Annotated in this window: 27 protein-coding genes; 7 read left to right on the plus strand and 20 right to left on the minus strand. The window is 75.7% G+C overall.

The window, feature by feature from the left end:
• Positions 1-32 precede the first annotated feature (32 nt).
• From AAG589_RS04880 to AAG589_RS04895, 4 genes are all read left to right on the plus strand, one after another.
• Positions 33-434: an acyl-CoA thioesterase gene (locus AAG589_RS04880; RefSeq protein WP_430566095.1), complete on the plus strand. Its 402-nt coding sequence runs from the start codon at positions 33-35 to the stop codon at positions 432-434.
• A 120-nt stretch (positions 435-554) separates the two neighbouring features.
• A complete protein-coding gene (locus AAG589_RS04885) occupies positions 555-1,652 on the plus strand; it encodes a phosphotransferase family protein (RefSeq protein WP_430566096.1) in 1,098 nt (365 codons plus the stop codon).
• Between the two features lie 2 nt (positions 1,653-1,654).
• Positions 1,655-2,857: an acyl-CoA dehydrogenase family protein gene (locus tag AAG589_RS04890; protein WP_430566097.1), complete on the plus strand. Its 1,203-nt coding sequence runs from the start codon at positions 1,655-1,657 to the stop codon at positions 2,855-2,857.
• A 59-nt stretch (positions 2,858-2,916) separates the two neighbouring features.
• Positions 2,917-4,581 (plus strand): AMP-binding protein, encoded by a 1,665-nt coding sequence (locus AAG589_RS04895; RefSeq protein ID WP_430566098.1) that lies wholly within the window; start codon positions 2,917-2,919, stop codon positions 4,579-4,581.
• Between the two features lie 64 nt (positions 4,582-4,645).
• Here AAG589_RS04895 and AAG589_RS04900 read toward each other — a convergent pair whose 3' ends face one another.
• The 9 genes from AAG589_RS04900 to AAG589_RS04940 all read right to left on the minus strand — a co-directional run bounded on the left by AAG589_RS04900 (position 4,646) and on the right by AAG589_RS04940 (position 12,932).
• Positions 4,646-5,929 (minus strand): ABC transporter substrate-binding protein, encoded by a 1,284-nt coding sequence (locus tag AAG589_RS04900; RefSeq protein ID WP_430566099.1) that lies wholly within the window; start codon positions 5,927-5,929, stop codon positions 4,646-4,648.
• A gap of 4 nt (positions 5,930-5,933) precedes the next feature.
• Positions 5,934-7,088: a branched-chain amino acid ABC transporter permease gene (locus AAG589_RS04905; RefSeq protein WP_430566100.1), complete on the minus strand. Its 1,155-nt coding sequence runs from the start codon at positions 7,086-7,088 to the stop codon at positions 5,934-5,936.
• Positions 7,085-7,963, minus strand: coding sequence for a branched-chain amino acid ABC transporter permease (locus AAG589_RS04910; RefSeq protein ID WP_430566101.1), 879 nt, complete (start codon positions 7,961-7,963; stop codon positions 7,085-7,087). Before AAG589_RS04910 ends, AAG589_RS04905 begins: the two co-directional genes overlap by 4 nt.
• Before the next feature lie 58 nt (positions 7,964-8,021).
• Positions 8,022-8,741, minus strand: coding sequence for an ABC transporter ATP-binding protein (locus tag AAG589_RS04915; protein ID WP_430566102.1), 720 nt, complete (start codon positions 8,739-8,741; stop codon positions 8,022-8,024).
• On the minus strand, positions 8,738-9,514 hold the full coding sequence (locus tag AAG589_RS04920; protein ID WP_430566103.1) for an ABC transporter ATP-binding protein: 777 nt from the start codon (positions 9,512-9,514) through the stop codon (positions 8,738-8,740). Before AAG589_RS04920 ends, AAG589_RS04915 begins: the two co-directional genes overlap by 4 nt.
• Before the next feature lie 120 nt (positions 9,515-9,634).
• Positions 9,635-10,390 (minus strand): glucose 1-dehydrogenase, encoded by a 756-nt coding sequence (locus AAG589_RS04925; protein WP_430566104.1) that lies wholly within the window; start codon positions 10,388-10,390, stop codon positions 9,635-9,637.
• 46 nt (positions 10,391-10,436) lie between these two features.
• Positions 10,437-11,510, minus strand: coding sequence for an NADPH:quinone oxidoreductase family protein (locus AAG589_RS04930; RefSeq protein ID WP_430566105.1), 1,074 nt, complete (start codon positions 11,508-11,510; stop codon positions 10,437-10,439).
• A gap of 39 nt (positions 11,511-11,549) precedes the next feature.
• The gene (locus tag AAG589_RS04935; RefSeq protein ID WP_430566106.1) at positions 11,550-12,134 is read right to left on the minus strand and encodes a TetR/AcrR family transcriptional regulator; all 585 of its coding nucleotides are present in this window, start codon (positions 12,132-12,134) and stop codon (positions 11,550-11,552) included.
• A gap of 12 nt (positions 12,135-12,146) precedes the next feature.
• The gene (locus tag AAG589_RS04940) at positions 12,147-12,932 is read right to left on the minus strand and encodes an SDR family oxidoreductase (protein WP_430566107.1); all 786 of its coding nucleotides are present in this window, start codon (positions 12,930-12,932) and stop codon (positions 12,147-12,149) included.
• Positions 12,933-13,059: 127 nt separating this feature from the next.
• Between AAG589_RS04940 and AAG589_RS04945 the strand changes: the two genes are divergently transcribed.
• The 3 genes from AAG589_RS04945 to AAG589_RS04955 all read left to right on the plus strand — a co-directional run bounded on the left by AAG589_RS04945 (position 13,060) and on the right by AAG589_RS04955 (position 16,018).
• On the plus strand, positions 13,060-13,611 hold the full coding sequence (locus tag AAG589_RS04945; protein WP_430566108.1) for a YbhB/YbcL family Raf kinase inhibitor-like protein: 552 nt from the start codon (positions 13,060-13,062) through the stop codon (positions 13,609-13,611).
• Complete coding sequence (locus AAG589_RS04950) at positions 13,608-14,192, plus strand: YbaK/EbsC family protein (RefSeq protein WP_430566109.1); 585 nt, start codon at positions 13,608-13,610, stop codon at positions 14,190-14,192. Before AAG589_RS04945 ends, AAG589_RS04950 begins: the two co-directional genes overlap by 4 nt.
• A 128-nt stretch (positions 14,193-14,320) precedes the next feature.
• A complete protein-coding gene (locus tag AAG589_RS04955) occupies positions 14,321-16,018 on the plus strand; it encodes a serine/threonine-protein kinase (protein WP_430566110.1) in 1,698 nt (565 codons plus the stop codon).
• 34 nt (positions 16,019-16,052) lie between these two features.
• On the opposite strand, the gene AAG589_RS04960 is transcribed toward AAG589_RS04955, so the two are convergent.
• From AAG589_RS04960 to AAG589_RS05010, 11 genes are all read right to left on the minus strand, one after another.
• Positions 16,053-16,691, minus strand: a complete 639-nt coding sequence (locus tag AAG589_RS04960) for an A24 family peptidase (RefSeq protein WP_430566111.1) — start codon at positions 16,689-16,691, stop codon at positions 16,053-16,055.
• Positions 16,692-16,698: 7 nt separating this feature from the next.
• The gene (locus AAG589_RS04965; protein ID WP_430566112.1) at positions 16,699-19,944 is read right to left on the minus strand and encodes a LysM peptidoglycan-binding domain-containing protein; all 3,246 of its coding nucleotides are present in this window, start codon (positions 19,942-19,944) and stop codon (positions 16,699-16,701) included.
• Positions 19,944-20,432, minus strand: a complete 489-nt coding sequence (locus AAG589_RS04970; protein ID WP_430566113.1) for a Tad domain-containing protein — start codon at positions 20,430-20,432, stop codon at positions 19,944-19,946. The genes AAG589_RS04965 and AAG589_RS04970 overlap by 1 nt, the downstream gene beginning before the upstream one ends.
• Positions 20,433-20,435: 3 nt before the next feature.
• A complete protein-coding gene (locus AAG589_RS04975; protein ID WP_430566114.1) occupies positions 20,436-20,882 on the minus strand; it encodes a TadE/TadG family type IV pilus assembly protein in 447 nt (148 codons plus the stop codon).
• Positions 20,879-21,211, minus strand: coding sequence for a TadE/TadG family type IV pilus assembly protein (locus AAG589_RS04980; RefSeq protein WP_446719674.1), 333 nt, complete (start codon positions 21,209-21,211; stop codon positions 20,879-20,881). Before AAG589_RS04980 ends, AAG589_RS04975 begins: the two co-directional genes overlap by 4 nt.
• Positions 21,212-21,291: 80 nt before the next feature.
• On the minus strand, positions 21,292-21,492 hold the full coding sequence (locus AAG589_RS04985; protein WP_430566116.1) for a hypothetical protein: 201 nt from the start codon (positions 21,490-21,492) through the stop codon (positions 21,292-21,294).
• Positions 21,493-21,545: 53 nt separating this feature from the next.
• Positions 21,546-22,457 (minus strand): type II secretion system F family protein, encoded by a 912-nt coding sequence (locus tag AAG589_RS04990; RefSeq protein WP_430566117.1) that lies wholly within the window; start codon positions 22,455-22,457, stop codon positions 21,546-21,548.
• The gene (locus AAG589_RS04995) at positions 22,454-23,320 is read right to left on the minus strand and encodes a type II secretion system F family protein (protein WP_430566118.1); all 867 of its coding nucleotides are present in this window, start codon (positions 23,318-23,320) and stop codon (positions 22,454-22,456) included. Before AAG589_RS04995 ends, AAG589_RS04990 begins: the two co-directional genes overlap by 4 nt.
• On the minus strand, positions 23,317-25,074 hold the full coding sequence (locus AAG589_RS05000; protein ID WP_430566119.1) for a CpaF family protein: 1,758 nt from the start codon (positions 25,072-25,074) through the stop codon (positions 23,317-23,319). Before AAG589_RS05000 ends, AAG589_RS04995 begins: the two co-directional genes overlap by 4 nt.
• Entirely contained in the window at positions 25,071-25,865 is a 795-nt protein-coding gene (locus AAG589_RS05005; RefSeq protein ID WP_430566120.1) for a hypothetical protein, read from the minus strand. Before AAG589_RS05005 ends, AAG589_RS05000 begins: the two co-directional genes overlap by 4 nt.
• A 7-nt stretch (positions 25,866-25,872) precedes the next feature.
• On the minus strand, positions 25,873-26,556 hold the full coding sequence (locus AAG589_RS05010; protein WP_430566121.1) for an SAF domain-containing protein: 684 nt from the start codon (positions 26,554-26,556) through the stop codon (positions 25,873-25,875).
• Between the last annotated feature and the right edge of the window lie 355 nt (positions 26,557-26,911).

Consider the following 26,911-nt stretch of genomic DNA (forward strand, 5'->3'; position numbering starts at 1 on the left):
CCAGAGACCCCAGGCCCGAGACAGGAGCACCGATGCCCCGCGCCCGCCACCCGTTCCCCCTGCGCTGGAACGACAACGACCAGTACGGCCACGTCAACAACACCGTGTACTACGCCGCGATGGACACCGCGGTGAACGCGTGGATGATCGCCCACGGCGGGCTGGACCCGCGCGGGGACGTGATCGGCCTGTGCGTCGCGTCGTCGTGCGAGTTCCGCGCGCCGGCGTCGTACCCCGAGGAGCTCGAGGTCGGGATCGGCGTGGAGCGCCTGGGGCGCACCAGCCTCACCTGGGACCTGCACGTGCTGCGCGCGGGCGGCGACGACCCGATCGCGGTCGGGCGGTTCACCCACGTGTTCGTCGACGAGCCGACCCGGCGGCCCGTGCCCGTGCCGGACGGCGTCCGCCGGGCGGTCGCCACGCTGCAGGACTGACCGACACCCGACCCGCGCCGACCGCGCACGCCCCGGGCGGCCTGGTCGCCCCACATACCGACTGCGCGGTATGCTCGTCCGAGCCCCGGGACGATCCGGGTCGACGGAAGGTGGTCATCGATGACCGACGTGCCCGGACTGGACACCGCAGGGCTGCGGGCGTGGCTGGAGCGGGAGCACCCCGAGCTCACCGTCACCGGCCGGGGCGGGGAGCTCGAAGCGAGCGTGATCGCCGGCGGCCGCAGCAACCTCACGTACCGCGTCGACGGGGCGCGCCTGCCGCTCGTCGTGCGGCGGCCACCGCTGGGCCACGTGCTGTCCACCGCGCACGACATGCGTCGCGAGCACCGCGTCGTCACCGCGCTCGCGGGCAGCCCCGTCCCGGTGCCGCGCACCGTGGACGTCGTCGACGACACCGACCGGGGCGAGGTCACCGGCACGGTCTTCTTCGTCATGGAGCACGTGGCCGGCACGGTGCTGTCCCGTCCGGGGCAGAACTCCGCCTTCACGGCGGGCGGCCTGCACGCCCTCGGCCTCGAGCTCGCCCGGGTGCTCGCCGACCTGCACGCCGTGGACCCGGCCGCCGTCGGTCTCGCGGACTTCGGCCGCCCCGACGGCTACCTCGGCCGCCAGCTCGCCACCTGGCGGCGCCAGTACGACGCGTCCCGCAGCCGCCCCCAGCCGCGGCTGGACGCCCTGCAGGACAGGCTCGCCGCGAGCCTCCCCGACTCGGGCGGGCGGGCCGGCATCGTGCACGGCGACTACCGCCTCGACAACGCGATCGTCGCCGGGCCGCCCGACGCGCCCCACGTCGCCGCGGTCCTCGACTGGGAGATGGCCACGCTCGGCGACCCCCTCGTCGACCTCGGCATGCTCGGCCTCTACTGGGACATCCGCGGCCTCACCGGGGGCGACGGGGCCGACGACGGCGCGCTGAGCGCCGTGGTGCCCGGGGCGGGCTACCCGGAGTTCGCGGAGCTCGTCGCCGCGTACGCCGAGCGGGCGGGCGCCGCCCCGCCCGACCTGGCGTGGTACCGCGCGTTCGCTGCCTACAAGCTCGCGGTGATCCTCGAGGGGATCCACTACCGCTACCGGGCGGGCGAGACGGTCGGCGAGGGCTTCGACCGCATCGGCGCCCTGGTCGCCCCGCTGGCCGAGGACGGCCTCGCGCACCTGCCCTCGCGCACGCCGCCCACGACGCCCGCCGGGAGGGCCTGACCATGGACTTCGCCCCCGACGACCGCACGACCGAGCTCACCGACCGGGTCCGCGCGTTCCTCGACGAGCGCGTGCTGCCGGCGGAGCCCGTGCTCGACGCGCAGCTCGCCGCGGCCCCGGACGACTGGTCCCCGCGCCCTGTCGTGCGCGACCTGCAGGCCGCCGCGCGCGAGCAGGGCCTGTGGAACCTTTTCCTGCCCGGCGAGCGCGGCGCCGGCCTCACGAACCTGCAGTACGCGCCGCTCGCCGAGCTCACCGGCTGGAGCCCGCGGCTCGCGCCCGCGGCGTTCAACTGCGCCGCGCCCGACACCGGCAACATGGAGCTGCTCGCCCACTTCGGCACCCCGGACCAGCAGCGCGAGTGGCTCGACCCGCTGCTCGACGCGCGCATCCGGTCCGCGTTCTGCATGACCGAGCCCGGCGTGGCCTCGAGCGACGCGTCGCAGATCGGCACCCGCATCCGGCGCGACGGCGACGAGCTCGTGATCACCGGCCGCAAGTGGTGGTCCACCGGCGCGATGAACCCCGGCGCCGCGCTGCTCGTCGTCATGGGCAAGACCGACCCGGACGCGCCGCCCCGCCGGCAGCAGTCGATGGTGCTCGTGCCGCGCGACGCCCCGGGCGTGACGGTCGTGCGGCCCCTGACCGTGTTCGGCTACGACGACCGCGACCACGGCGGGCACGCCGAGATCGCCTTCGACGACGTCCGTGTGCCCGTCGCGAACCTGCTGGGCGGCGAGGGCGACGGCTTCGCGATGGCGCAGGCGCGGCTCGGGCCGGGCCGCATCCACCACTGCATGCGGGCCCTCGGCATGGCCGAGCGGGCGCTGGCGCTCGCCGGTCAGCGGGCGCGGGAGCGCTCCACGTTCGGCCGCGCGCTCGCCGAGCAGGGCGTGGTGCGCGAGTGGGTCGCGACCTCCCGGGTGGAGATCGAGGCGCTGCGCCTGCTGGTGCTCAAGACCGCCTGGCTCATGGACACCGTGGGCAACCGGCGCGCCATGCGGGAGATCCAGGCCATCAAGATCGCCGTGCCGCGTGCCGTCCAGGCGGTCCTCGACCGCGCGATGCAGCTCTTCGGCGCCGCCGGGCTGTCCGGCGACCAGCCGCTCGCCGAGATGTTCGCCGCGGCCCGCGCCCTGCGGCTCGCCGACGGCCCCGACGAGGTGCACCTCAGCTCCCTCGGCAGGGCCGAGCTGCGCGCCTGACGCGCGGCCCGGCCGGAACTCCCCTCCGTCCCCGCTCGACGACGACGAAAGGACCGGACATGACACCGACCCCCGAACCCACCGCGGGCTCCCCCGGCCCCGCACCCGACCGCACCGCCGACCGCACCGCCACCCATACCGCCGACGACGTCGTCGACGGCCCGGGCTTCGGCACGCTCTCGGCGGCGTCGCTGCTCGCGGAGACGGCGCGCCGCCACCCCGAGTACCCCGCGCTGCACTTCGCCGGCACCACGACGACGTACGGGGAGCTCTGGGACCAGACCCGCGCGTACGCCGGCGCCCTGGCCGCACGGGGCATCACCCGCGGCTCGCGCGTCGCCATGATCGTGCCCAACGTGCCCGACTTCGCCCGCGTGTACTACGCCGCGCTCACGCTGGGCGCCGTCGTCGTGCCCATCCACCTGCTGTTCCGCTCGGGCGAGATCGAGTTCGTGCTGCGCGACAGCCGGGCCGACGTCGTGGTCGCGGCCGCCCCGCTGCTCGCGGAGGCCGCGCCCGCCGCCGAGCGCGCGGGCGTCCCCGTCGTGATGGTGCTCGCCCCCGCCGACCACGGCGCACAGGGCGGTCCTGCCCTCCCCCGCCTCGAGGACGAGGCGGCCGCCGCGACGCCGGTGGAGCGGCACACGCCGGTGCACCCGACCGCCGCCGCGACGATCCTCTACACCAGCGGCACCACCGGGCTGCCCAAGGGCGCCGTCGGCTCGCACCTCGCCGCCGTCGAGCAGGTGCACTGCTCGCTGATCGACTCCTTCGACCTGCGGCACGACGACGTCGTCTTCGGTGGGCTGCCGCTGTTCCACGCCTTCGGCCAGATGGCGGTGATGAACTGCGCGTTCCGGGTGGGCGCGTCGGTGGTGCTCCTGCCGCGGTTCGACCCGGACCAGGCGCTCGAGCTCCTCGTCGCGCACCGCGCCACGGTGTTCACGGCCGTGCCGACGATGTTCGTCGGGATGCTCGAGGCGGCCCGGCGCAGCGACGCCCGGCCGCCGCTGCGGTACGCCGTCTCGGGCGGGGCGGCGCTGCCGGTGAGCGTGCTCGAGGAGTTCGCGGCCGCCTACGGGGCCGAGGTGCACGAAGGGTACGGCCTCACGGAGACGTCCCCGAGCGTCTCGTTCAACACCGTCTTCGAGCCGATCCGCCCCGGCACCGTGGGCCGGCCGATGTGGGGCGTGGACGTGGCCGTCGCCGACGCGGTCATCGACCACGAGGTGCACCTGCTGCCCGAGCCGGGCGCGCTCGGCGAGGTCGTGGTGCGCGGGCACAACGTGATGAAGGGCTACCTGGGGCGCCCCGACGCGGACGCGGCCGCCGTCGTCGACGGCTGGTTCCGCACCGGCGACCTCGGCACCCTCGACGCCGACGGGATCCTCGCGATCGTCGACCGCAAGAAGGACATGATCATCCGCAACGGGTACAACGTGTATCCCACCGAGGTGGAGGCGACGCTGGTCTCCCACCCCGACGTGGCGCTGGCCGCCGTCTTCGGCGTCGCCGATCCGGTGCACGGGCAGGAGATCCACGCCGCCGTCGTCCCGGCCGGCGGGCGCACGCTCGACGCCGACGCCCTCGTCGCCTGGGTCCGCGAGCGCGTCGCCGCGTTCAAGTACCCGCGCGTCGTGCACGTGGTGGACGAGCTCCCGCTCGGCCCGAGCGGGAAGATCCTCAAGCGCGAGCTGCCCGGCCGCTTCGCCCCCGTCCCCTGAGCGGACGCCTCCCGCGGTCGAGCCTGTCGGGACCTGGTCTCGACAGGCTCGACCGCCGGGGCGGTCAGGACGTCGGGACGCCCTCGCCGCGCAGCGGCACGGGCTGCGGCTCGACCTCGGTGACCTTCCCGCCGCCGACGGCGTAGGTCGCGCCCACGTAGTCCTGGACGCCGTCGGTCACGGCCGTGATGCCGACGCCGTCGAAGGCGGAGTGGTCGTCGGGACCGAACATGAGCGGCAGGATGCCGTTGCCCTCGAGGTCGCCCGACTCGACGGCCTCGACCAGGCTCTCGCGCGTCGGGTCCTCGCCGGCGCGGGCCAGCGCCTCCGCGAACAGGTAGCCGAGGCTCATGCCGTACACGGTGTTGCCGTCGAACCGCGCCCCGTCGTTGTGCTCGTCGTTGATCTGCCGGAACAGCTCGACCCACTCGCCGTCGGGGCCGAAGGGCAGGTAGTTCGCGCTGACGAAGCCCTCCAGCAGGGCGGGCGCCACGTCCTCGCCCAGCAGGTCGACGAGGGTCGGGTAGTCGCCGCCCGACGACGACGCCAGCCAGCGGGGGCTCCAGCCCATCTTCGCCGCGGTGCCGACCGCGAGCGCCGTGAACCCGTTGACCGTCGCGAGCAGGACGCTCTCGCACCCGGCGGCCTGCAGGGCCCCGATCTGCGCGGTGACGTCCTGGTTCGACGTCGAGTACGTCTCGTGGGCGGCGACGCCGTCCTTGCCGACCGCGAGCTCGACGCCCTCGAGGAACTCCTGCCCGAAGTCGTCGTCCTGCCCGAGCACGCAGAGCTTCTGCCCGGCGTGCTGGTCGGCGGCGTACTGCGCGAGCGCCGCGCCCTCCACGACGTAGTCGGCGTTGAAGCCGAACGTGTTCGGGTGCCCCTCCGGGTCGTCCCACAGGGTGCTGCCGGACGCGACGAAGAGGTCGGGCACGCCGTTCTGGTCGAGGTAGTCCAGCACGGACGAGTGCGTCGGTGTGCCGAGGCCGCCCAGCAGGGCGAACACCTTGTCCTCCTGGACGAGCTCGCGCACCACGGTCTGGGTGTTCGCGGGGTTGTAGCCGTCGTCCTTGACCACGTACTCGATCGAGCGGCCGTGGACGCCGCCGTGGTCGTTGACGTAGTCGAAGTAGGCCTTCGTGGCCGCGGAGATCGACGCGTACCCGGCGGCGGCCGGGCCGGTCAGCGGCTGGTGGGTGCCGACGGTGACGGTGTCGTCGCTGATGCCGGGGCTCGCGGCGGCCGGCGTGCTGCAGCCGGCGAGCGCCAGGCAGGCGGCGGCGGACGCCGCGACGGCGCCGGTCGCCGCGGCGGCGGGCCGTGCGGTGACGGGGCGGGGGTGGCTCATGAGATCACCTCTCTGAGGGTTGTGGCGGGGTCGCGGGCGCGTCGGTGCGGCCACGGGGCTGGGGTCGGGGGCGGGGGCGGGGGCGGCGGGCCACGGCGCGGGCGAGCCCGCCCGGCCAGGCCAGGGTGACGACGATCAGCAGGGCGCCGAAGACGAGGACGGCGAGGTTGCCGGACAGGCGCTGCTCGAGGTCGGCGGGGACGCCGACGGCGGCGGTGACGGTGTCGACGAGCCACGGCAGCAGCACGACGAGCGCCGCGCCGGCGGCCGCGCCCCCGAGGCTGCCGAGCCCGCCGACGACGGCGGCCACGACGAGCAGCAGCGAGAACGCGAGGTCGTACCGACCGGGGCCGATCGACTGGGTGACGAGGCACAGGACCGCGCCGCCGAGGCCGGCGGCGAGGGAGCTCGCGACGAACGCACCGACCTTGACCCGCCCGGGCGACACCCCGGCGAGCCGCGCGGCCGTCTCGTCGCCGTGCACGGCGCGCATGCGCAGGCCCGCGCGGCCGGAGCGCAGCAGGGCCAGCGGGGTGACGGCCAGCGCGGCCACCGCGATCGCGAGCCAGGCGTGCCACTGCTCCACGACGATCAGCCGGGACAGCGCCTGCGGCACGCCCTCGAAGGGGACGGCCAGCCCCTGGTCGCCCCCGAGCGCCGGGACCTGCGTCGTGAGCGCGGGCAGCGCGACGACCATCGCGAGCGTCAGCCCGGCCAGGTACGGGCCGCGCAGGCGCGCGCCGGCCAGGCCGAGCAGCCCGCCCACCGCGCCGGAGGCGACGAGCGCCCCGCCCAGGCCGAGGACGACGCGCGCCACGCCGGCGGGGCCGTCGCCGTCGAGCCCGGCGCCGGCGGCCGCGTTCGCGGCCAGGGCGTAGCCGTACCCGCCCGCCGCCATGAGCACGGCATGCCCGAGGGACAGCTGGCCCGTGAGGCCGACGAGCAGCGTGAGGCCCGCCGTCGCGCAGAACGTCGCGGCGACGACGGCGAGCTGGTAGTTGCGGTACGGGTCGAGGACGAACGTGGCGGCGACCGCCAGCAGCGTCAGGAGCACCGCCCGCAGCAGGATCCGCTGCGTGGGGGTGAGACGGCCGCGGGCGCGGGGCTCGGGACGGCGGGCGGCGGGGCGGGCGGGCGTCGTCGAGGTCGTGGTCGTCATGCTGCCCGCACCTCGCCGACCGCGAAGATCCCGCCCGGGCGAACCAGCAGCACGAGCGTCAGCAGCGCCAGCACGGCGAGCGGTGCCACGCCGGCGCCGAGGTACCCCGTGACGAGGCTGACCAGCAGGCCCACGGCGACGCCGCCGACGAGCGCGCCCGCGGGCGAGTCCAGCCCGCCCAGCACCGCGACGGTGAACGCGTGCACGAACAGCAGGTCGGCGGAGTGGGCGTTGAGGCCCAGCTCGGTCGGGACGAGGAGCAGGGCGGCGAGCGCCGCGACGGCGCCCGAGAGCGCCCACCCGAGCGTGACCATGCGCGGCACCCGCACCCCGAGCAGCCGCGACACCTCGGGGGCCGCCGCCGAGGCCCGCAGCTGCAGGCCCAGCGAGGTGCCGTTGAAGAGCCACGCGAGCAGCCCGACCACGACGAGCGCGACGACCAGCACGAACAGGTCGTACGGCGACAGCAGGGGCACGCCGCCCACGACGAGCGGCCGTTCGTCGAACGCCGCGGCCATCGGCCGGTGCCGCGGGCCGAAGGCGATCCCCAGGGCGGACTGCAGCACCATGACGAGGCCGATGGCGACGATCATCCCGGGCAGCGGGCTGCCGGACGGCACGCGCCGCATGAGGCCGCGCTCCACGGCGGCGTTGAGCGCGGCCCCGGCGAGCAGCGCGGCGCCGAGGCCGGCCCAGAACGACCCGGTGGCGCCGGTGACGGCGAACGCCGCGAAGACGGCGACGGTGGCGACGGCCGCCTGGGCGAAGTTCACCAGGCGGGCGGCGCGCCAGACGATCACGAGCGACAGCGCGAAGAGCGCGACGACGAGCCCTCGGGCGAGCCCGGTGGCGGTCAGGAAGACGAGTCGGTCCATGGGGAGCCTCTCTCGGGGACGCGGGTCGGGACCTGTGCGGGAGCTGTCCGGTGGCCGGTCAGAAGCCCAGGTAGGCGTGGCGGAGGGCGGGGTCGCCGGCGAGCTCGGCGGCGGGGGCGTCGGCCACCACCACCCCGAGGCTCAGCACGACGCCGCGGTCGGCGACGGACAGGGCGCTGGTGACGTTCTGCTCCGCGAGCAGGACCGTGAGGCCGGTGTCCCGTGCCGCGGCGCGCAGCACGCCCAGCAGCTGGGCGACGACGCGCGGCGCGAGCCCGAGCGACGGCTCGTCGAGGAGCAGCACGCGCGGCCGGGCGAGCAGGGCGCGCCCGAGCGCGAGCATCTGGCGCTCGCCGCCGGAGAGCTGGTGGCCGAGGCTCGCCCGGCGGCGCCCGAGCGGCTCGAACAGCTCGTAGGTCCGGGCCACGGCGGCCCGGCGCGCGGCGCGGCCCGGGTGGCGCCACAGCGCGCCCAGGTGCAGGTTCCCGTCCACGGTCAGCTCGGTCACGACGCTGCGGCCCTCGGGGACCTGCGCCAGCCCCCGGCGGGCGCGGTCTTCGACGCTCACGGCGGTGAGGTCGGCGCCGTCCAGCAGCACCCGGCCGGCGCGAGGCGCCGTGAGCCCGGACAGCGCGCGCAGCAGCGTGGTCTTGCCGGCCCCGTTCGCCCCGAGCAGGGCGACGATCTCGCCCGGGGCGACGGTGAGCGCGAGCTCGTCGAGCACCGGCGCCCCGGCGTAGCCGACGGTCAGCCCCTCGACCGCGAGGGCGGGGGTCATGCCGCCTCCAGCCCGAGGTAGGCCGCCTCGACGGCGGGGTCGGCGCGCACCTCGTCGGGCGTGCCGCTCGCGACGACCCTGCCGAAGTCGAGCACGACGACGCGGTCGGCCACGGCCATGACGAAGTCGACGTGGTGCTCGACCAGCAGCACCGCGCACCCGTCGGCGACGACGGCGCGCACGACGTCCGCGAGGTCGTCGATGTCGCCGGCGCCGAGGCCGCCCGCCGGCTCGTCGAGCAGGAGGAGCCGCGGGCGCGCCACGAGCGCGCGGGCGAGCGCCACCCGCTTGCGCACGGGGTACGGCAGGGCGTCGACGGGCGTGCCGGCGTCGGCGGCCAGGTCGAGCCGCGCCAGCACGGCCGCGACGACCTCGGCGGCGTCGGGCGCTCCCGCCACCGGCACGAGCACGTTCTCGCGCACCGTGAGCTCCGTGAAGAGGCCGAGGCCCTGGAGCGTGCGTGCGAGCCCGCGCTCGAGCAGGCGGGTCGGGGCGGCCGGCGCGGGTCGCCCGTCGAGGAGGACGCGGCCCGCGGCGGGCCGCACGAGGCCGCACGCCGCGTTGAAGACGGTGGTCTTGCCGGCCCCGTTCGGGCCGATGAGGGCGACCGTCTCGGCGCCGCCGGCGGCGTCGCCCACCGTCAGGTCGACGCCGTCGAGGGCCGTCAGGCCGCCGAACGTCACGGTGAGGCCGGACACCTCGAGCCGGGGCCCGGTGGCGGGGGTCGTGGCGGTCGCTGAAGTCGCGGGGACCGCGGGGATACGGCGGGACATCGGCACCTCTTCGTGTCGGGTGCGGGCCACGCTAGCGGAAAAACCGACTGGCCGGTATGCCCTGCCGAGACATTCTTCAGAATGTTGCAGTGCCGTGACGTCGGCGGCGCCCTGCGGGCGTCAGATGCCGGCGGTGAGGCCGCCGTCGACCACGAGCTCCGTGCCCGTGAGGTAGGCGGACGCGTCGCTCGCCAGGAACAGCACCGCGCCCGTGACGTCGCCCGGCAGCGCGGGGCGCCCGACCGGGATCGGCACCGCGTCCGCGTCGATGCGCGTCGTCATCTCCGTCTTCACCAGGCCGGGGTGCACGGAGTTCACCCGGATGCCGTCGCGGCCCAGCTCCACCGCCAGCGACTTGGTGAGCCCCCGCACGCCGAACTTGGACGCCACGTACCCGTGCAGCCGCTCCCCGCCCCGCAGCCCCTCGACGGACGACACGTTGACGATCGACCCGCCGCCGGCCGCCTTCATCACCGGCACGACGGCGCGGCAGCCCAGGAACGTGCCGGTGAGGTTCACCGCGATCACGGCGTCCCACTTGGCCGTGGTGTAGTGCTCGATGGGTGCGGAGTTGGCGATCCCCGCGTTGTTCACCAGCACGTCCACCCCGCCGAACGCGTCGACCGCGGCGTCCACCGCGTCGGCCCACCCCGCCTCGTCGGTCACGTCGAGCCGCACGGGCAGCGCCCGGTCGCCGAGGTCCGCCACGAGCGCCGCCCCCTCGTCGTCGAGCACGTCCGCGACGACGACGGCCGCGCCCGCCGCGTGCAGGGCGCGGACGTACGCCGCACCCAGTCCGCGGGCGCCGCCCGTGACGAGCGCGACCCGCCCCTCGAGCGGGCGGGCAGGGTCGGCCAGGACGGGACGAGCAGGCATGAGGTTCCTCCGGGTCAGGTGCGAGCGAGCGGGCCGGCGCGGGGCGTCAGTCGGCGACCCGCACGACGAGGCGGCCCGTCGTGGTGCCGCCGGCGAGGCGCTGCACGGCGGCGGGCGCGTCCTCGAACGGCACGACGTCGGCGACGACGGGTCGCACGGCGCCCTCGGCGGCGAGCCGCGACAGCTCGGCGTGCGCGGCGTCGACCAGGTCGGGGCGGCGCTGCTGGTAAAGAGCCCAGTGCAGGCCGAGCACGTCGTAGTTCTTCACGAGGGCGTGGTTGGCGCGCACCGGCGGGATCTCGCCGCTCGCGAAGCCGACGACGACGATCCGGCCCTCGAAGGCGATGCAGCGCGTCGACTGCTCGAACGACGAGCCGCCCACGGGATCGACGACCACGTCGGCGCCCGCGCCGCCGGTGAGCCCCTTGACCCGGGCGGCGAGGTCGTCGCCGCGCACGAGCACGTGCTCCGCTCCCGCGTCGCGGGCCACCTCCGCCTTCGCCTCGCTGCCCACCACACCGATCACCCGGGCGCCCGCGGCGACGGCGAGCTGCACCGCGGCGGTCCCGACGCCGCCGGCGGCGGCGTGCACCAGCACGGTCTCCCCCGGCCGCACCCGGGCCTTGCGGTGCAGCGCGAACCACGCCGTCTGGTACGCGATCGTCAGCGCGGCCGCCTCGGCGTCGGCGAGGCCGGCCGGCGCGGCCCGCACGGCGGCGGCGGGCAGCACCGCCAGCTCGGACAGCACGCCGACGGCGGACCCGACGACCCGCGCCCCCGGCGCGATCCCCCGCTCCCCCGCCGGGACGCCCTCGCCGAGCGCCACGACGTCGCCGCACAGCTCGATGCCCGGCACGAACGGCGGCTCGGGCCGCACCTGGTACTCGCCGCGCGCCAGCAGCACGTCGGGGAAGTTCACTGCCACGGCGCGCACCCGCACCAGCACCTCCCCTGGTCCCGGCACGGGGGTCGGCACCTCGTCGAGGCGCAGCACGTCGGCCGGCTCGCCGGGGCCGGTCACGCGCCACGCGCGCATCGTCGCGGCGGCGTCGCTCGTGGCCGTCGCGTCGGTCGTGGCGGTCGGCGTGCGGGCAGCGGTGGGGTCGGGCAGCGTCGTCATCGTCGCTCTCGTCTCGTGCGTGCTGGTAGGTCGTGGTGGTCAGGTCGTGGTGGCGCGGATGCCGCGCAGGAACAGCTCGGCGAGCTGCTGGGCCACCTCGGACTTGGTCTCGGGGCCCTCGGGCGAGTACCAGTGCGACAGGTAGTGCACGTCGCTGAAGAAGTGGGCGACGAGCAGCGGCCGCGGCACGTCCGTGCGGAACACGCCCTCGTCCTGCCCGCGCCGCAGCAGGGCCGCGAACTCGTCGTGGTACTCGCGCCGCCGCTGCGTGACCTCCTTGAGCCGCGGCTCGGTGAGCATGTGCATGCTGCGGAAGAAGACGGTGCCCTCGGGCAGGAAGTCGATCGACGTCTCGACGACGTCGACGCACACGGCCCGCACGACGTCCTCCACGGCCCCGCCCCGCGCGACGATCTCGTCCAGGTGCGACTTCTGCAGCGCCAGCATCCGGTCGTAGATGGCGAACAGCAGGTCGTCCTTGGACTGGAAGTAGTGGTACATGGCGCCCTTGGTGACGCCCGCGGCCTCGACGATCTGCTGCACGCTCGTGGTGGCGTACCCCTGCGTGGCGAACAGGTCCAGGGCGGCCGCGGTGACGCGCTCGGCGACGTTCGTGCTCTTCATGGCCCCCATCCTTCACCCGACCGGCGCGATGCTCGCGCCGCCGTCGATCCGGAGCGTCTGACCCGTCACCCAGGCCGCGTCGTCGGAGAGCAGGAACGCGACCGGCCCGGCGACGTCGACGGGCACGCCGAGCCGCGCGAGCGGGTAGCGCGCCACCGCCTCGTCCTCGTGCCCCTCGTAGAGGGCGCGGGAGAACCGTGTCTTCACCACGGCCGGCGCCACGGCGTTGACGCGCAGGGCGGGCGCCAGCTCCTGGGCGAGCTGCTGCGTGAGGTTGATCAGCGCGGCCTTCGACGCGCCGTAGAACGCGATGTTGGGGCTGGACGACGTCCCGGAGATCGACGCGACGTTGACGATGGACCGGCTCAGCCCGCCGGCGACGGCGTCGCGGGTCCACTCGAGCGCGGACACGACGTTGACCTCGAGGATCTTGCGCGCCACGCCCGGGTCGACGTCGAGGGCCGGGCCCCAGGCCGGGTTGATGCCGGCGTTGTTGACGAGGTGGTCCAGCCGCCCGTGCCGCGCGGCGACGTGGGCCAGGACCGCGGCGCGGTGGTCCGGGTCGTCCACCCGGCCGGCCACGCCCGACGCGCGGTCCGGGCCCAGGGCGGCGACGGCGTCGTCGAGCGCCTCCTGCTTGCGCCCGGTGACGACGACCGTGCACCCCTCGTCCACCAGCCGCCGCGCGACGGCGAGCCCGATGCCCCGGCTCCCGCCGGTGATCAGCGCGACCCTGCCGACGAACCTGCCTCCGGCCTCGCGCTCGACGCCGCCCTGGACACTGCCCGCGGTCCCCATCATCGCCTCCTCGCGACGTCCTGCCCGACGCGAACGTACCGTCCGGTCGGTTTGCGCGAGCACCGTACCACGACACGCGCGCGTCGTGCCCTGGCCAGCACCCGCGACGGTCGGGCAGCATGACCCCATGACTGGCACGGAAACAGGCACCGACTTCGAGCGACCGCTCCCCCCGGACCCGTACTCGCTGCTCCCCGTCCCCGCGACCTTCTCGCTCACCAGCGCGGACGTCGCCGAGGGCGCGGAGCTCGCCGTCGACTTCAGCGTCGACGGCGCCGACGTCTCGCCGCACCTCGCGTGGTCGGGCGCGCCCGAGGCGACGCGGTCGTTCGTGGTGAGCTGCTTCGACCCGGACGCCCCGACGCCGTCCGGCTACTGGCACTGGACCGTCGTCGACCTGCCCGCGGACGTGACCTCGCTGGAGCGCGGCGCGGGCGCCGTGGGCGGGGCGGGGCTCCCGGCCGGGGCGTTCCACGTGCCGAGCGACGGCGGCCGCCTCGGCTTCGAGGGCGCCGGCCCGCCGCCCGGGGACCACCCGCACCGCTACGTCTTCGCGGTGCACGCCCTCGACGTCCCGTCGCTCGGGCTGTCCGAGGCCAACAGCCCGGTGCACGTCGCCTTCAACGTGTACTTCCACGTGCTGGCGCGCGCCACGCTCACGGCGACGTACCGCCGGTGAGCGGCGCGACGACGCCGGGCCTGCCCACGCTCGGCGACCTCACCTGGGCGCCCGCGCTCGACCGGCCCGACCTGCTCGCGCCGTCCGTCGCCGACGCGCTGCACGCCTGGGCCGACGGGGACGACCGGGTCCGCGGGCTCGTCGCCGTCACCGAGATCGACCCCGACCACGCGGACACGGCCACGCTCAACGAGCGGCACGGCCTGCCGCCCGAGGCCTCCGCCAACTGCGTCGTCGTCGCGGGTCGGCGCGGCGACGTCGAGCGCGTGGCGGCGTGCGTCGTCACCGCGGCCACGTTCGCCGACGTCAACACGCGCGTGCGCAAGCTGCTCGACGCCCGCAAGGCGTCGTTCCTGGCCATGGACCGCGCGACGAGCGAGTCGGGCATGGAGTACGGGGGCATCACCCCGGTGGGCCTGCCCGCCGGGTGGCGGGTGCTGGTGGACTCACGCTTCGCCGCGCCGGGCGCGCTCGCGCTCATGGGCTCCGGCGTGCGGCGGTCCAAGCTGCTGATGCCCGGCGAGCTCCTCTGCGCGATGCCGGGCGTCGAGGTGGTCGACGGGCTCGGCGTCGCACGGTGACGGCGACCGCCCGCTGACCGGGCCGCCCCCCGTCTCAGATCCCGGTGCGGCGTGCGCCCCGTTGGTAGGATCGCCAGCTGCCCCGGGCCGCACCGGGACGCCCCCACGACCACTCCTGGAGAGCTTCCTTGTCCCAGCACCGGACGGACGACGCGGCCCTGCCTGACGGCGTCGCCCCGCTGACGGCGGACGACCCCCGGGAGCTGGGCGGCCACCGCATCCTGGGGCGGATCGGCCGCGGCGGCATGGGCATGGTGTACCTCGCCACGATGCGCAGCGGCCGCCGACTGGCGATCAAGGTGATCCGCGCCGAGTACGCCGAGGACGCCGAGTTCCGCGCCCGCTTCGAGCGCGAGATCACGGCGGCCCTCCGGGTGCGCGGCCCGTTCCTCGCGGCGCTCATCGACGCCGACCTCGAGTCCGCGACCCCCTGGCTCGCCACCGAGTACGTCCCGGGGCCGACGCTCGCCCACCGCGTGGCGCAACGAGGGCCGCTGCCGCCCGCCGAGGTGCACGCGCTCGTGGGCCACGTGGCCGAGGCGCTGCACGCCGTGCACCGCGCGGGGCTGGTGCACCGCGACATCAAGCCGGACAACGTCCTCCTCGGCCCCGACGGCCCGTGCGTCATCGACCTCGGGATCGCCCAGGCGGCCGACGCGACGGTGCTGACGCGCGCCGGTTCGCCGCTGGGCACCCCGGTCTTCATGGCGCCCGAGCAGGCGCGCGGCGACGACGTCTCCGCCGCGACCGACGTGTGGGCGCTGGGTGGGGTGGCCTACTTCGCCGCCACCGGGAACCGCCCCTTCGGGCAGGGCCGGCCGGACCTCATGTACTACCGGGTCGTGCACGAGGACCCGCAGCTGGAGGGGTGCCCCGAGGAGCTGCTGCCCTTCGTCCGGGCCTGCCTCGACAAGGACCCGGCCGCCCGTCCCGGCGTGCGGGCGATCCTCGACGCCCAGCCCGAGCTGCCCGGGCCCCCGACCTCGCCGGCGGCCACGGACGCCACCGGTGCGGGCGCGGCGATCGCGGAGCCCGACGCGCCGGCCGTCCCCGTCGGGCTCGCCGGGCCGGTGACGCCGGCCGAGCCCGCCGCACCGGTCGAGGTCGTCGCGCCCGAGTCGCCGGCCCCCGAGCCGGCCGTCAGTGACGTGCCCCTGGCCGCCCCCGCCCCGCTCGACGACGAGTGGTCGAGCGCGGCGGACACCTACGTGCCCGGCGCCGCCACGCCGCCGACGCCGGAGGATCCGCCCGCAGCGGCCCCCGCCCGACGGCGCGGCCTCGTGATCGCCGTCGTCGTCGCCGTCGTGCTGGCCGGCGCCGCCACGGGCGCCGCCCTCCTCCTGCGGGACGACGACGCCCCGACGTCTCCGCAGTCCCCCGGCACGGCGGCCGGCACGGCGATCGACCCCTGCCTCGTCGGGCGGTGGGAGCAGACGTCGATGTCCGACACCTGGAACCAGCCCGAGCTCGGCGAGCCCGTCGACGTCACCGGCTGGGACGGGAGGGTGCTGGAGTTCCGCGAGGACGGCACGGAGATCGCCCGGTTCGACGACGCCGACCCGCTGCGCGGCACGCACTCGACCCTGGGCGAGATCGTCCAGACCTGGAGCGGCACCGCGACGTTCCGCGTGACGACCGGCGACGGGGTCCTGCACGTGGACGACGTCGACTACTCCGAGGTCACCGTGCGGGACGAGGTCGCCGGCACCACGCAGACCAGCCACCCCGTGTCCGTGCCCGGCGCCGACGTGAAGTACGTCTGCGACGACGCCACCCTGACCCAGCACGGCGGCGGCTACAAGGCGAGCTTCGACCGGCTGAGGTGAGCGCCCGCCCAGGCCGAGGGGCGGCGGCGTCCGCTCAGGCCGGGACCAGGAGCGCCACCGCGACACCCGCGACCAGCGCCGGGCCGTACGCGAGGTGCGCCTCGCGCCCCGCCCCCCGCAGCAGCAGCGCCACGGCCATCAGCGCCGCCACCAGGCAGGTCGCGACCAGCGTCGTCACCACCCCTGTCACCCCGAGCGGGCCGACCACCAGCCCGGTGACGAGGGCCAGCTTGACGTCGCCCACGCCCATGCTGAAGAACGCCAGCACGGCGAACAGGAGCCCGAGCGCGAGCACGCCCACCGCGGCCCGGCCGAGCACCGCCCAGTCGCGCGTGACCACCGCGGGCACGACGAGCGCCAGCGCGACCAGGGGGCCCCACACGCGCGTCACGGCATCGGGGATGCGGTGGGTGTCCAGGTCGATCCACACGAGCGCCGCGCCGCCGACGAGGTAGACGCCGGCCGCCGCGGTCAGGGACCACGGCTCGAGACCGGCGACCGCGCCCCCCGCGACCGCCAGCGGCACCACCGCCCAGGAACGCTCGAGGCGGGACCGCGGCTCGTCGGTGGCGTAGCGGTACGCCCCCGTGCGCAGCCACCGCCACAGCACGACGCCGGCGAGCAGGCCGACGGCGGCCCCCACGAGGACCGCCGTCAGCCGCGTGGTGTCCACCGGCGGCTCAGAGCGCGCCGGCCATGAGGCCGTCGAACTCGGAACCGGGGTGCTGCAGCGCCGCGAGGAGCTGCGCCGTCCGCGGGGTCAGGTCGCCCCCGAGGGACTCGGTCGCCGTCAGCAGGCCGTGCACCGCCGCGGTCTCGGAGGCCGGGTCGCGGCTCTCGTGGGCGGCGAGCACGCGCAGGCGCCAGAGCGCCTCGTGCGCCGGTTCCACCCGCAGCCCGACGGCGACGGCCCGCTCCGCGGCGCGCCAGCGCCCCTCGAGCACCCGCCGGCGGGCCACCTCGCAGGCGACGTCCACGACACGCGCCGACAGCCCCAGGCGGTCCGCCTCTGCCCAGGCGTACCGACGCGGCCGGCTGCCCGCGAACGGGGCGCCGCGCACCAGGTCGAGCGCCCGCTCGAGGTCCTCGGTCGCCGCGGCCGACGCGTCGTCGCCCACGAGCGCCGCCCATGCCCGGACGTCCGAGCCCACGTCGTGCAGCGCGAGGCGGTCGTCCGCCGCGTGCCGCGGCAGGCGGTCCCGGCCGTCGGACGCCGGACCGAGCCACCGCCGCAGCCGCGCCACGGCGGTCGAGAGCGCCGCGGCGCGCGCCTCCTCCGTCCGCTCGGGCCAGAGTGCGGCGCCGACCTCCGCGCTGGTGGTGCCCGGGTGCAGGGCGAGGTGGGCGGCAAGCTCCAGGAGTCGCGACCGCTCGGCCGGGTCCACCGGCCCGGCCGCGTCGTCCAGCGAGACGGCGCCGAGCACGCACACCCGGGGCGCCACGGCCGCCGACCGGGCCGGCGCCACGTGCGTCAGGTCGCCGTCCGTGGCATCCAGGTCGCCGTCCAGCGTGGCGTCGCCGTCGGCCGCCGGCGGGACGGACTCCACCTCCGCGAGCGACGGCTCCCGCAGGTGCGTCTCGTCCCCGACGACGTCGGCTCCGGACAGCTCGACCAGCCGCAGGAGCGGCCCGAGCCGGCCGACGGGGAGGCGCTGCGGCCGGAGCGCCATCCCGGCGGGCGCGAGCTGCGCGCGTGCCGCGCCGGGCGCGACCTGGAGCGCCCAGCCGGGCTCGCCGCCCAGGGCGGACGGCGCGGCGCCGTGCACGATGCTCGCGAGGGCGATGCGGGGAGCCTCGTCCACGAGGGCGGTCAGCCGGGCACGCTCGTCCTCGGACATCGGCACGCCGAGCACGACGATCTCCGGGCTCCAGGCGTCGGGCGCGACCCCGGCCGCCCGCGCGGCGCCGACGCTCGTCGCCCCAGCCTGCGCCAGGGCCCGGCGGTCCGCCTCCGCGCACCTGCCCAGCTCCTGCAGGAGGGCGCCCACCGTGGCGTGCCGGCGGACGCGGCCGGTGCGCAGCGCGCCCTCGACGTCGGCGACGCCGTCGGGGAGGTCGTCGCCGGGACCGCCGACCACGTTCACCTGGAGGTCGTCGGCCCAGGCGGAGGTCGCCAGCTCGACGACGAGCGCCGCCACGACCTCGCCGGCGTCCCGCGCGTCGCCCGCCACCGTCAGGGTGCCCACGGTCTCGAGGTTGAGCAGCACGTGGCACGGCCCCTCGTCGTGACCGACCGTCACCAGCGCGGGGAACGGCGCGGCGACCTGGGCGAGGCCGGCGCCGTACGTCTCCTCGAGCCGGCGCACGCCCGCCCGGTCGAGGGACCAGACGGTGCCCGTCGGGTCGGACGCGCCCCAGGGGGCGGCGAGCTCGGCGGGGGCGGCGAGGTACAGCTCGACGGTCGCCTCCCCGAGCCGGACGGCGCGCAGCACAGGCAACGGGCGCCGGGCGTCCGCGCACTGCCGCGCCAGAGCCCGCAGCGCGACGTCGACCCGCTCGACCGACAGCGGATCGGCGAGCGACCGCGCCTCGTGCTCGAACGCCGCCTCCTCGCCCGACGGCAGCGGCACCGACTGCCCGGGCAGCCGCCGACGCTGCTGGTCCCGGCGACGGCGCGCGACCAGCCCCACGACGCCGGCGGCGAGGAGGGCACCCAGCCCCCACCCACCCGCGACCCGCCACGGTGCCCGGTCGCTCAGCCCGGCGTCGTCGCCCGCGTGCAGGGAATCGGCCCGGGAGTCTGCCTGCACCTCGGCCCGGGCAGAGCCTGCCGCGTCGTGCTGCGCGCCCGCCTCGGGGGTCGCGTCCGTGGCGGTCCCGGGCGCGGCGTCGGCGGCGGAGGCGGAGGCCGCCGCGGCCGCGGGCGCGGGCGCGTCCTGCCGCACGGCGCGCTCGGCCTGCTCGTCGGCACCGCCTTCGGCGCCCGGCACCTGCAGCGTCCAGCCCGGCAGGATGAGGTCGGGGTCCGTCAGGTGCGCGCCCCCCGGCTGGGCGACGTCGCGCGACGCCTCGAAGATCTCGGGGTACCGGTCCGCGTCGCCCAGCTCCTGCTCGGCGATCTGCGAGAGGTTGTCGCCCGCCTCGACGACCACGGTCCCCGCCGTCGTGTCCTGCGCCGCACCGTCGCGCTCCTGCGCCGCCGGCGCGGGGACGGTCAGCACCCAGCCGGGGGTGAGGAAGTCGGGGCGGTCGGCCAGCGTGTCGGCGTTGAGGGCGACGATCTCGCGGAACCGCTGCCCGTCGCCCAGATAGTGCTCGGCCAAGGACCACAGCGAGTCGCCGTGCTCGACGGTGTGCTGGACGGTCCGCGCGGCCTGCTCGTGGTGGGCGGCCTGCTCGGCCCGCTCGTGGTGCGCGGCCTGCTCGGCGGCGGCCTGGGCCCGCGCCTCGCGGATCAGGTCGGACGAGATCGGGGCTGCACCCACGCCCTGACCGGCGGACTGCGACGCCAGCGCGGCGTCGAGGGCCAGCTCCCCCACCCCGGCGCTCTGGCCCGGGACGGCCTGCTGCACGGAGACGGCCGCGACGCTCTGCTGCGCCTCGGCGGAGCCTCCCTCGAGGGCCGTCGCCGTCGTCGCCACGGGCACGGTGGTGAACAGCAGGAGGGTGGCCGCCACCAGGCCCCGGGCCGCGTTCTGCGGCAGCCGCAGGCCCACGAGCCGCGGGGCGCGCACCCCGCGCAGCTGCGCCACGAGCTCCACGACGATGCTCAGCGCCAGGAACGCCCACGCCACCCAGGCCGCCGCCTGCAGCAGGAGCATCAGCAGGGAGCCGTCGTCCGGCGAGGTGAGCATCGCCAGGAGCGTGTCCGGCGAGAGCAGGCCGTCCTCGAGCGGGTTCGCCCCCACCGCGACGAGCAGGTACGGCACGCCGACCGTGACGCCGATCAGGAGCAGCAGCGCGAGGAACCCCTTGAGGCGGCGCATCAGCGCTCCACGCCCTCGAAGGCCCGCACCACGCGCGCCTCGCCCCTGCCGGACACGGACATCGCGCGGATCCCGATGATCCCCAGGAACTTGGGGTGGTAGTCGTCCTCGGTGGTCACCACCACCCGCGTGCCGCCGCCCACCACCTGGGCCTGGCCGGTCACGCCGGTGGTGCGGAGGTACTCCTGGGCGGCGGCCTGGGCCGCCGCCGCGTTGATCGCGACGTCGGTGCCGCGCAGCGCGTCCGGCGCCACGAGCTGCTGCCCGCCGGCGCGCGCCGCCTGCTGCGCGACGTCGCGCGCGTGCTGCTGGGCGAGCACCTGGCCGGACAGGTCGACCGCCATCCCGACGACGACGATCATGACGAACGCGCCGAGCGCGAGCCAGATGGAGACCGAGCCGCGCTCGGCGGCGCGGCCCGGGCGGCGCGCTCGGCGGTGCCGGGGGACGGTCCTGGCGGGGGGCCTGACAGCGGTCCTGGCGGGCATGGCTCAGCGCTCCCGGTAGGTGTCGATCGGGCTTTCCATCGTCTTCGTGATCCGGATCGTTCCCGGCAGCCCGGGGACGGCGAGGTCGCCGACGGCGACGTCGCAGGTCACCGTCGCGGCGACGCTCGACGTGACGCCGACGGCGCTCCCGAAGTCGCTCGTGTCCACGTCGACGCGCGGGGCGCACTGGAGCCCCTTCTCGTCGAGGCTGCGCCGCGCGGCCGCAAGGGCGTCGCCCTGCGCCTCGCCGGTGGTCCGGGCGATCGACGCGGACCGCGCGGCCTCGGTGGCCGCCGCCTCGACGGACTGCCCGGCGATCGCCACGCGCCCGCCCGCGAACACCAGGCCCATGATCAGCAGGAAGGCGGGGACGCCGACCGCGGCCTCGATGGACGCGGATCCCCGCTCGCCCTCGCACCGGCGGCGCAGGGCACGGACCAGGCGGCTCATCCGGTGAGCCTCTCGACGGGCAGCCTCGCGGTCTGCGAGATCTGCGGGTTCCACAGCGGCACGATCGACTGGGCGCGCACCCGGACGGTGATGCTGGCCTGCGTGGGCGACCGCCAGCCGGTGGCCCCCACACCGGTCACCCCGCTGTCGACGTCCGCCAGGTAGCCCGTGGCGGCCACCTCGCCCGCGCCGGCGGTGCCGTTCTCGGCGGCCGCCGCGCGCGCGCCCTCCTGCGCGGCCGCGTACGCGACCGTGCGGGCCTGGTACCACAGCCCCGCCTGCACCCCCGCGAACATCAGCGTGAACAGGGCGGGCAGGAGGAAGACCATCTCGATGCTCGAGGACCCACGCTCGCGCGCCCCGCGGGCGCCGAGCCCGCGAGGTCCTCGCGCGTGCCTGGGCCCGCGCATCACTTGATCTCGCCGGCCTTGTCGCGGACGAAGTTGGTGACGGCGAGCGTCACGATGCCGACGATGGCGATGACCGCGACGGCCCAGAGCACCTTCTCGATGGTCTCGGAGCCGGTCTCGGGCTCGGAGGTGAGCTTGGTGCGGGCGCGGTCGGCGACGTTCAGGCCGAAGGTGTGCAGGGTGGCGATGAGCTGAAGCATGGGTGTTCCTTTTCGGGACGGGAGTGGTCGATGGTACGTGGAGGAGGAGGGCGTCAGATGCCTCCCATCACGTTGAGGAGGGCCGGCGTCACGAGGATGACCATGAACACCACGCCCAGCAGGGACATGGGCATGTTGATCCGCTCGCTCATGGCGTTCGCCTTGCCCCGCTCCGCGTTGAGCATGGCCGCGCGCATGGCCGCGGATCGGGCGCGCAGGTTGTCGTACACCTGCGAGCCCTCGCCGCTCATGCGCATCACGTCGGCCAGGTCGTCCAGCTCCGGCAGGCCGAGCTCGTCGGCCAGGTGCTGCAGGGCGTCCCAGGGGGCGACGCCGTTCCAGCGCGAGCGCTGCAGCTCCTCGCCGATGCGTCGGAACACCCAGGAGTCGCCGATCTCGGCGGCGCTCTCCATCGACTGCCGGGAGCCGGCGCCGGAGAGCCGCTCGAGCGCGACCAGGTCGATGTAGGCGCTCAGGGCGCGTGCGAAGTCGATGCGGGCGTGCTTCGCCTCGGTCCGCACGTCGATGTCGGGCGACACGAACAGCACGACGGCGAGCCCCAGCGACGCGACCGTGGGGATCGTGAACGGCAGGGCGGGCCCGCCGGCGACCGCCAGCAGCAGCGTCAGCACGGGCGGGATGACCAGCCCGACGACGCCGTACAGCACCTTCTTGCCGTAGTACCGGTGCACCGGGATCCGCAGCAGCGCGAGCTCCTTGGTCGGCGTCCTGCCCCAGGCCGCCGCGGGGAACCGCTTGATCGCCCACACGCCGACGCGCTCGTAGCGGTCGCCCGCCACGAGGTCCGCCTGCATGGTGGCGCGCTCCTTCGCCGCCTCCTGCGAGTAGCGCCGCACGACGTCGGTGACGTCCGGGCGGCTCGGGGCCAGGCGCCACACGAGCAGCCCGATGCCGAGGCCCACCAGCGCGCCGCCGAGCAGCGCGATCTGCAGCCCTGTCGTCATGACCGTGCCCCCTCGCGGGCGCGCTCGCCCATGAACCGCGGCAGCGCCTCGCCCTTGGACATCTGCCGCATCATCACGAGCAGGCCGACGTACGCGGCGAGGTAGGCCGTGATGAGGAGCTGCCCGATCGGCGTGGAGTACGGGGCGATGTAGTCGCCGGTGAATGCCAGCACGAGGAGCACACCCGCGGTGATGATCGTGACCCAGCGCGCGGTGGCGCGGGGCTTGGCCCGCTCCGCCTCGATCTCGCGGCGCGCGCGCACGTCGTCGGCCACCGACTGCGCCAGCGACTCCAGGACGGACGCCAGCCCGGCCCCGCGGCGGCTCGCGCCGAGGATGAGCGTGGCCGCCACGACGTCGCCCGTCGCGTCGTCGAGCTCGTCGCCGAAGGCCCGCAGCGCCGCGACGGTGCCCCACCGGGCGCGCAGCCGGGCCACGAGGTTGGTCACCTCGGGTCGGATCTCGTCGGGGGCCGACCGCAGCGACATGCGGATGGCCTCCTCCAGGCCGACGCCCACGGTGAGCACGCCCGCGAGGCTACGGGTCCACTCCTCGAGCGCCTCGAGCTTGCGGATGATCTGGCCCGAGTTGCCGGCGCTGAGCAGCACCGGCAGCCCGACGCCCGCGATCGGGCCGAGCACGATGGCCACGACCCAGTTCGTGATCGCGTAGACCACGATGCCGCCGACCAGCCCGACCGCCGCGAGGATCTTCGTCTGCCGGTCCACGGTGGCGAGCCTGGCGGCCAGCCGGCGCCGGCGCGGGACCGCGTCGTCGACCGGCACCCGGCGCCAGCCCACGACGAAGCCGATCACGCCCGCCACGAGGAGCGCGCCGCCGAGGGCGGGCAGCAGGGCGGTCATCGCAGGTCCCCCTGCCCCTGCTGGGCGCCCTCGACCAGGTAGGACGTCAGGTCGAAGCCGAAGCGCTCCAGGTCGCGCAGCTCCTCCGGCAGGGTGCCCGGCACTGCGGGACCGCCCTGCGGGTTCGGCGTGAAGACGTGCGTCGTGGCGTACCCGACGGCCTCCTCGCCCGGGGCGATGTGCACGATCTCCGACACCCAGCGGTCGCGCTGCCACCGGGTCCCCGTCGCGTCGAGGGGGCGGGTCTGCAGCCCGACCTGGACGACGAGGTCGACGGTCTCGGCGAGCTTCGACGTCGCGAGCTCGCGCGTGACGTGCGGCCCGGCCTCCATGGCACAGGTGACGAGCTTGCGGATCGCGCCCGAGCCGTTCGCGGCGTGGGTCGTGGAGATGGAGCCGGCGCCCGACTCCATGGCCTTGATCATCGCCCAGACCTCCTTGCCGCGGACCTCACCGACGATCTGCCGCGACAGGTTGAACCGGAACGAGTTGTAGATGGCCTCGTCGAGCGTGAACTCGCCCGCCTGCCGGCCGTCCGCACCGATCTCGCCGGAGCCGGGACGCGCCTCCCAGGCGTGGACCACGTCGTGCACCTCGGGCAGCTCGTGCAGGTGGAGCTCGAACTCCGTCTCGAACGTGCCGATCTGCTCGTAGCGCGGGATCTCCGCGCACAGCGCGCGCACGATCGTCGTCTTGCCGGCGCCCTGCGGCCCCGCGACGACGATGGACTTCTTCGCCCGGACCGCGGCGCGCAGGAACGAGGCCTGCACGGGCGACATCATCCCCAGCTCGACCAGCCGGTCGAGCTCGACCTTGCGCATCCGGTGCCGACGGATGACGACGGACGTGTTCGCCGTGACCCACGACGCGGCCGCCAGACGGGAGCCGTCGTCGAGCCGCATGTGCAGGTGCGGGCTCGCCGGGGAGAAGCTGCGGGCGTTCGAGTCGGAGCGCGTCGCGATGAACGCGAGGTTCTCGCGCAGCTCCTGGTCGGAGTCCGCGACCGGGTCCACCTTCACGAGCTCGCCCGTGGTCTTCTCGACCCAGGCGTTGTCGTGCGGGCTGATGATGATGTTCTCGACGTCGTCGGCGTCGACCAGGGGCTGGAGGCGGCCGAGGCCGAACAGCGAGTCGTGGATCGCCCTCGCGAGCACGCGCTGGTGCTCGATGCTCCACGCCGCACGCCCGTCGTGCAGGAGGTCCGCGGCCGCGTCGTCCAGGATCTCCTGGATGATCGCGCGGCCGAGCTCGCGCTCCGCCTCGAGGTCCTTGCCGCGGTCCTCGCCGAGGCGCTCGGCCAGCCGGGTCGAGGCCAGGCCGCGGAACTCCGCGACCTGCTTCCAGTCGACGCCCTTGGGCTGGTCGAGGAAGTCGGCGCGCCCTGCCGCGGGGGCCGTCACCTGGGTCGGCGTCTGGGCCGGCACCTGAGCGGGCCCCGTGCCGCTCGGCGGCATCGCGCGCTGGGGCGCGTAGGGCGCCGGGTGACCGGGCGTCGCGGCCGGCCGCTGGGGCGGGACCGAGGCCGGCGGCGCCGCGGGCGCGGCCCGCCGCGCCACCGCCGCGACGGGCACGGTCGGCGGGTGGTGCACGGCGGTGGCGGGGGCCGCGCCGGGCGCGCGCGGGGTCGTCGCCTCGTCGACCGGGCCGGCCAGGGTGTGCGCGGGCCGGCGCACCCGGGTCTGCTCGGCGTCGTCGGTCGCCGCGTACGCGGTGAAGATGGGCAGCGAGCTGGGGTCGGGCGGCTGCGTGCTCACAGGGCACCCCTCTCTGCGCCGACGGCGAGCTGCTGGCGCGAGCGGGCCACGCTCGAGCTGATGCTCTGCACGGCGGCGCGCACGGACTTGTTCAGGGCCGAGGACGAGAACTTCTTGGGGCGCTTGGCCCCCAGCGAGTACACCTCGGCGGACGGCGGGTCCCAGGCGAGGCCCGCGACGACCGGCACCTGCAGCACCTTCGCGACCTCGCCCGCGCCGTACGGCTTGCCCGGCCCGACGACGAGCGCGCCCAGGCTCTCGATCGCGCCCACGCCGGTGAACGCGTCGCGCAGGCTCTGCGCCCACGAGCTCGCCGCGACGAGCGCCGGCAGCGAGCTGTGCGTCGTGAGCAGGGCCAGGTCCGCCTGCGTGAGGAGCTTGGTCGGGGAACCGACGAGCCCCAGCCGGCCGGCGTCGACGATCACGTCCTGGCCGTTGTTCTCCAGCGACCGGAAGACCGCCGACAGCGGCTCCCACAGCTCGTCGAGGGCGCGCGCCTGCTGGTGGTTCATGGCGCCGGCGAGGTACTGCACCTGGCTGTCGGGGAAGCTCATCAGCGCGCGCGGCAGGTCCTCGGCGAGCGTGCCGTGCCGGTGCGAGACGGCCAGGTCCACGACGGTCGCGTCGGTGGGCATCTGGGCGCCGCCGAAGTAGCCGGCGGGCACGGCGCGCGCGCCGGTGGGGTCGGCGTCCACGAGGACGACGGGGCGGGGCCAGGAGAGCGCCAGCGCCAGCGCGCTGGTGGTCACTCCCGGCGACCCGTTGGCGGACGTCAGGACGATCAGTGCCATCGGACCGTCACTCCTGGCTGTCGACGACGATCGCGGCGCTGCCCTCGGCCGACGCCGCCGCGACCTGCGGCGCGTCGCTCGCGGCGACCTGCACGTTGATCAGCGTGTTGCCGGTGACCGTGTCGGTCGAGACGCCGACCACGACGCCCTCGACGGCCTCGGTGTCCGCGGGATCCCCGCCGCCCACGGCCGTGGACACGATCCGCACGTCGTCTCCCGACCGCACCTGGCCGGCGGGGAGCATCGCGGCGGTGACGCTCACGCCCACCACGGAGTTCCCCTCGGACGGGACGGCCGCGTCGGTCACCTGCTCGGCGGTGAGGACGCCGCCGGCGGCGATGTCGAGCGCGGCGTACTTGCCCACGACGGCCTCCGCGTCGCTCGCCGGCACCGCGTGCAGCGCCGGGTCCACCCCGATCCGCACGGTGACGAGGTCGTCGGCGTCGACGACCTGCCCGCGGTGGATAGTCTCGCGGACGGTGAGCACCTCCTGGCTGTTCGACATCGACTGGAACGCGAAGGCGCTCACCAGCGCCCCCACGCACACCAGCACGACGGAGAGCGCGATGAGCGCGGGGCGACGCCGCATCTTGGGCGGCGGGGCGATCTGTCCCGCGGCCGCGCCGGAGGGGTCCGCGGTCCCCTGGCTGCGCGCCCGGGTGTTCTCCGGGGCAGGCGTGGTCGTCGTCATGTGGTGAGGGCCTCTCGCTGCAGGTCAGAGCACGGCGTGCTCGTCGGCGGCGACGGATCGCCGCCGTGAGGAGTTCTGTGAGGTCATCGGCTCGGCCTTGAGCATGACAGCCGAAACGCACCCACTAAATATCACGGCCGCGCAATTGACCCGGCACATCGTCCGCTTCGCGAGACAAGATCTCACGTCTCGCGGACTGAGAATTCAACGCTTATCGGACATCCCGCCGGAAGGTGGATCGGAAACGGCAGAGCGGTCGATCAGGATCAGGTCGGCGATACCGAGCCAGATGCCGAGCCACATCCCGAGCCACATGCTGAGCCCTGGCCGGAATCGACCCCGGAGAAGGACCGTT

The sequence above is a fragment of the Isoptericola sp. F-RaC21 genome (assembly GCF_038593535.1).
Taxonomy (GTDB): Bacteria; Actinomycetota; Actinomycetes; order Actinomycetales; family Cellulomonadaceae; genus Isoptericola.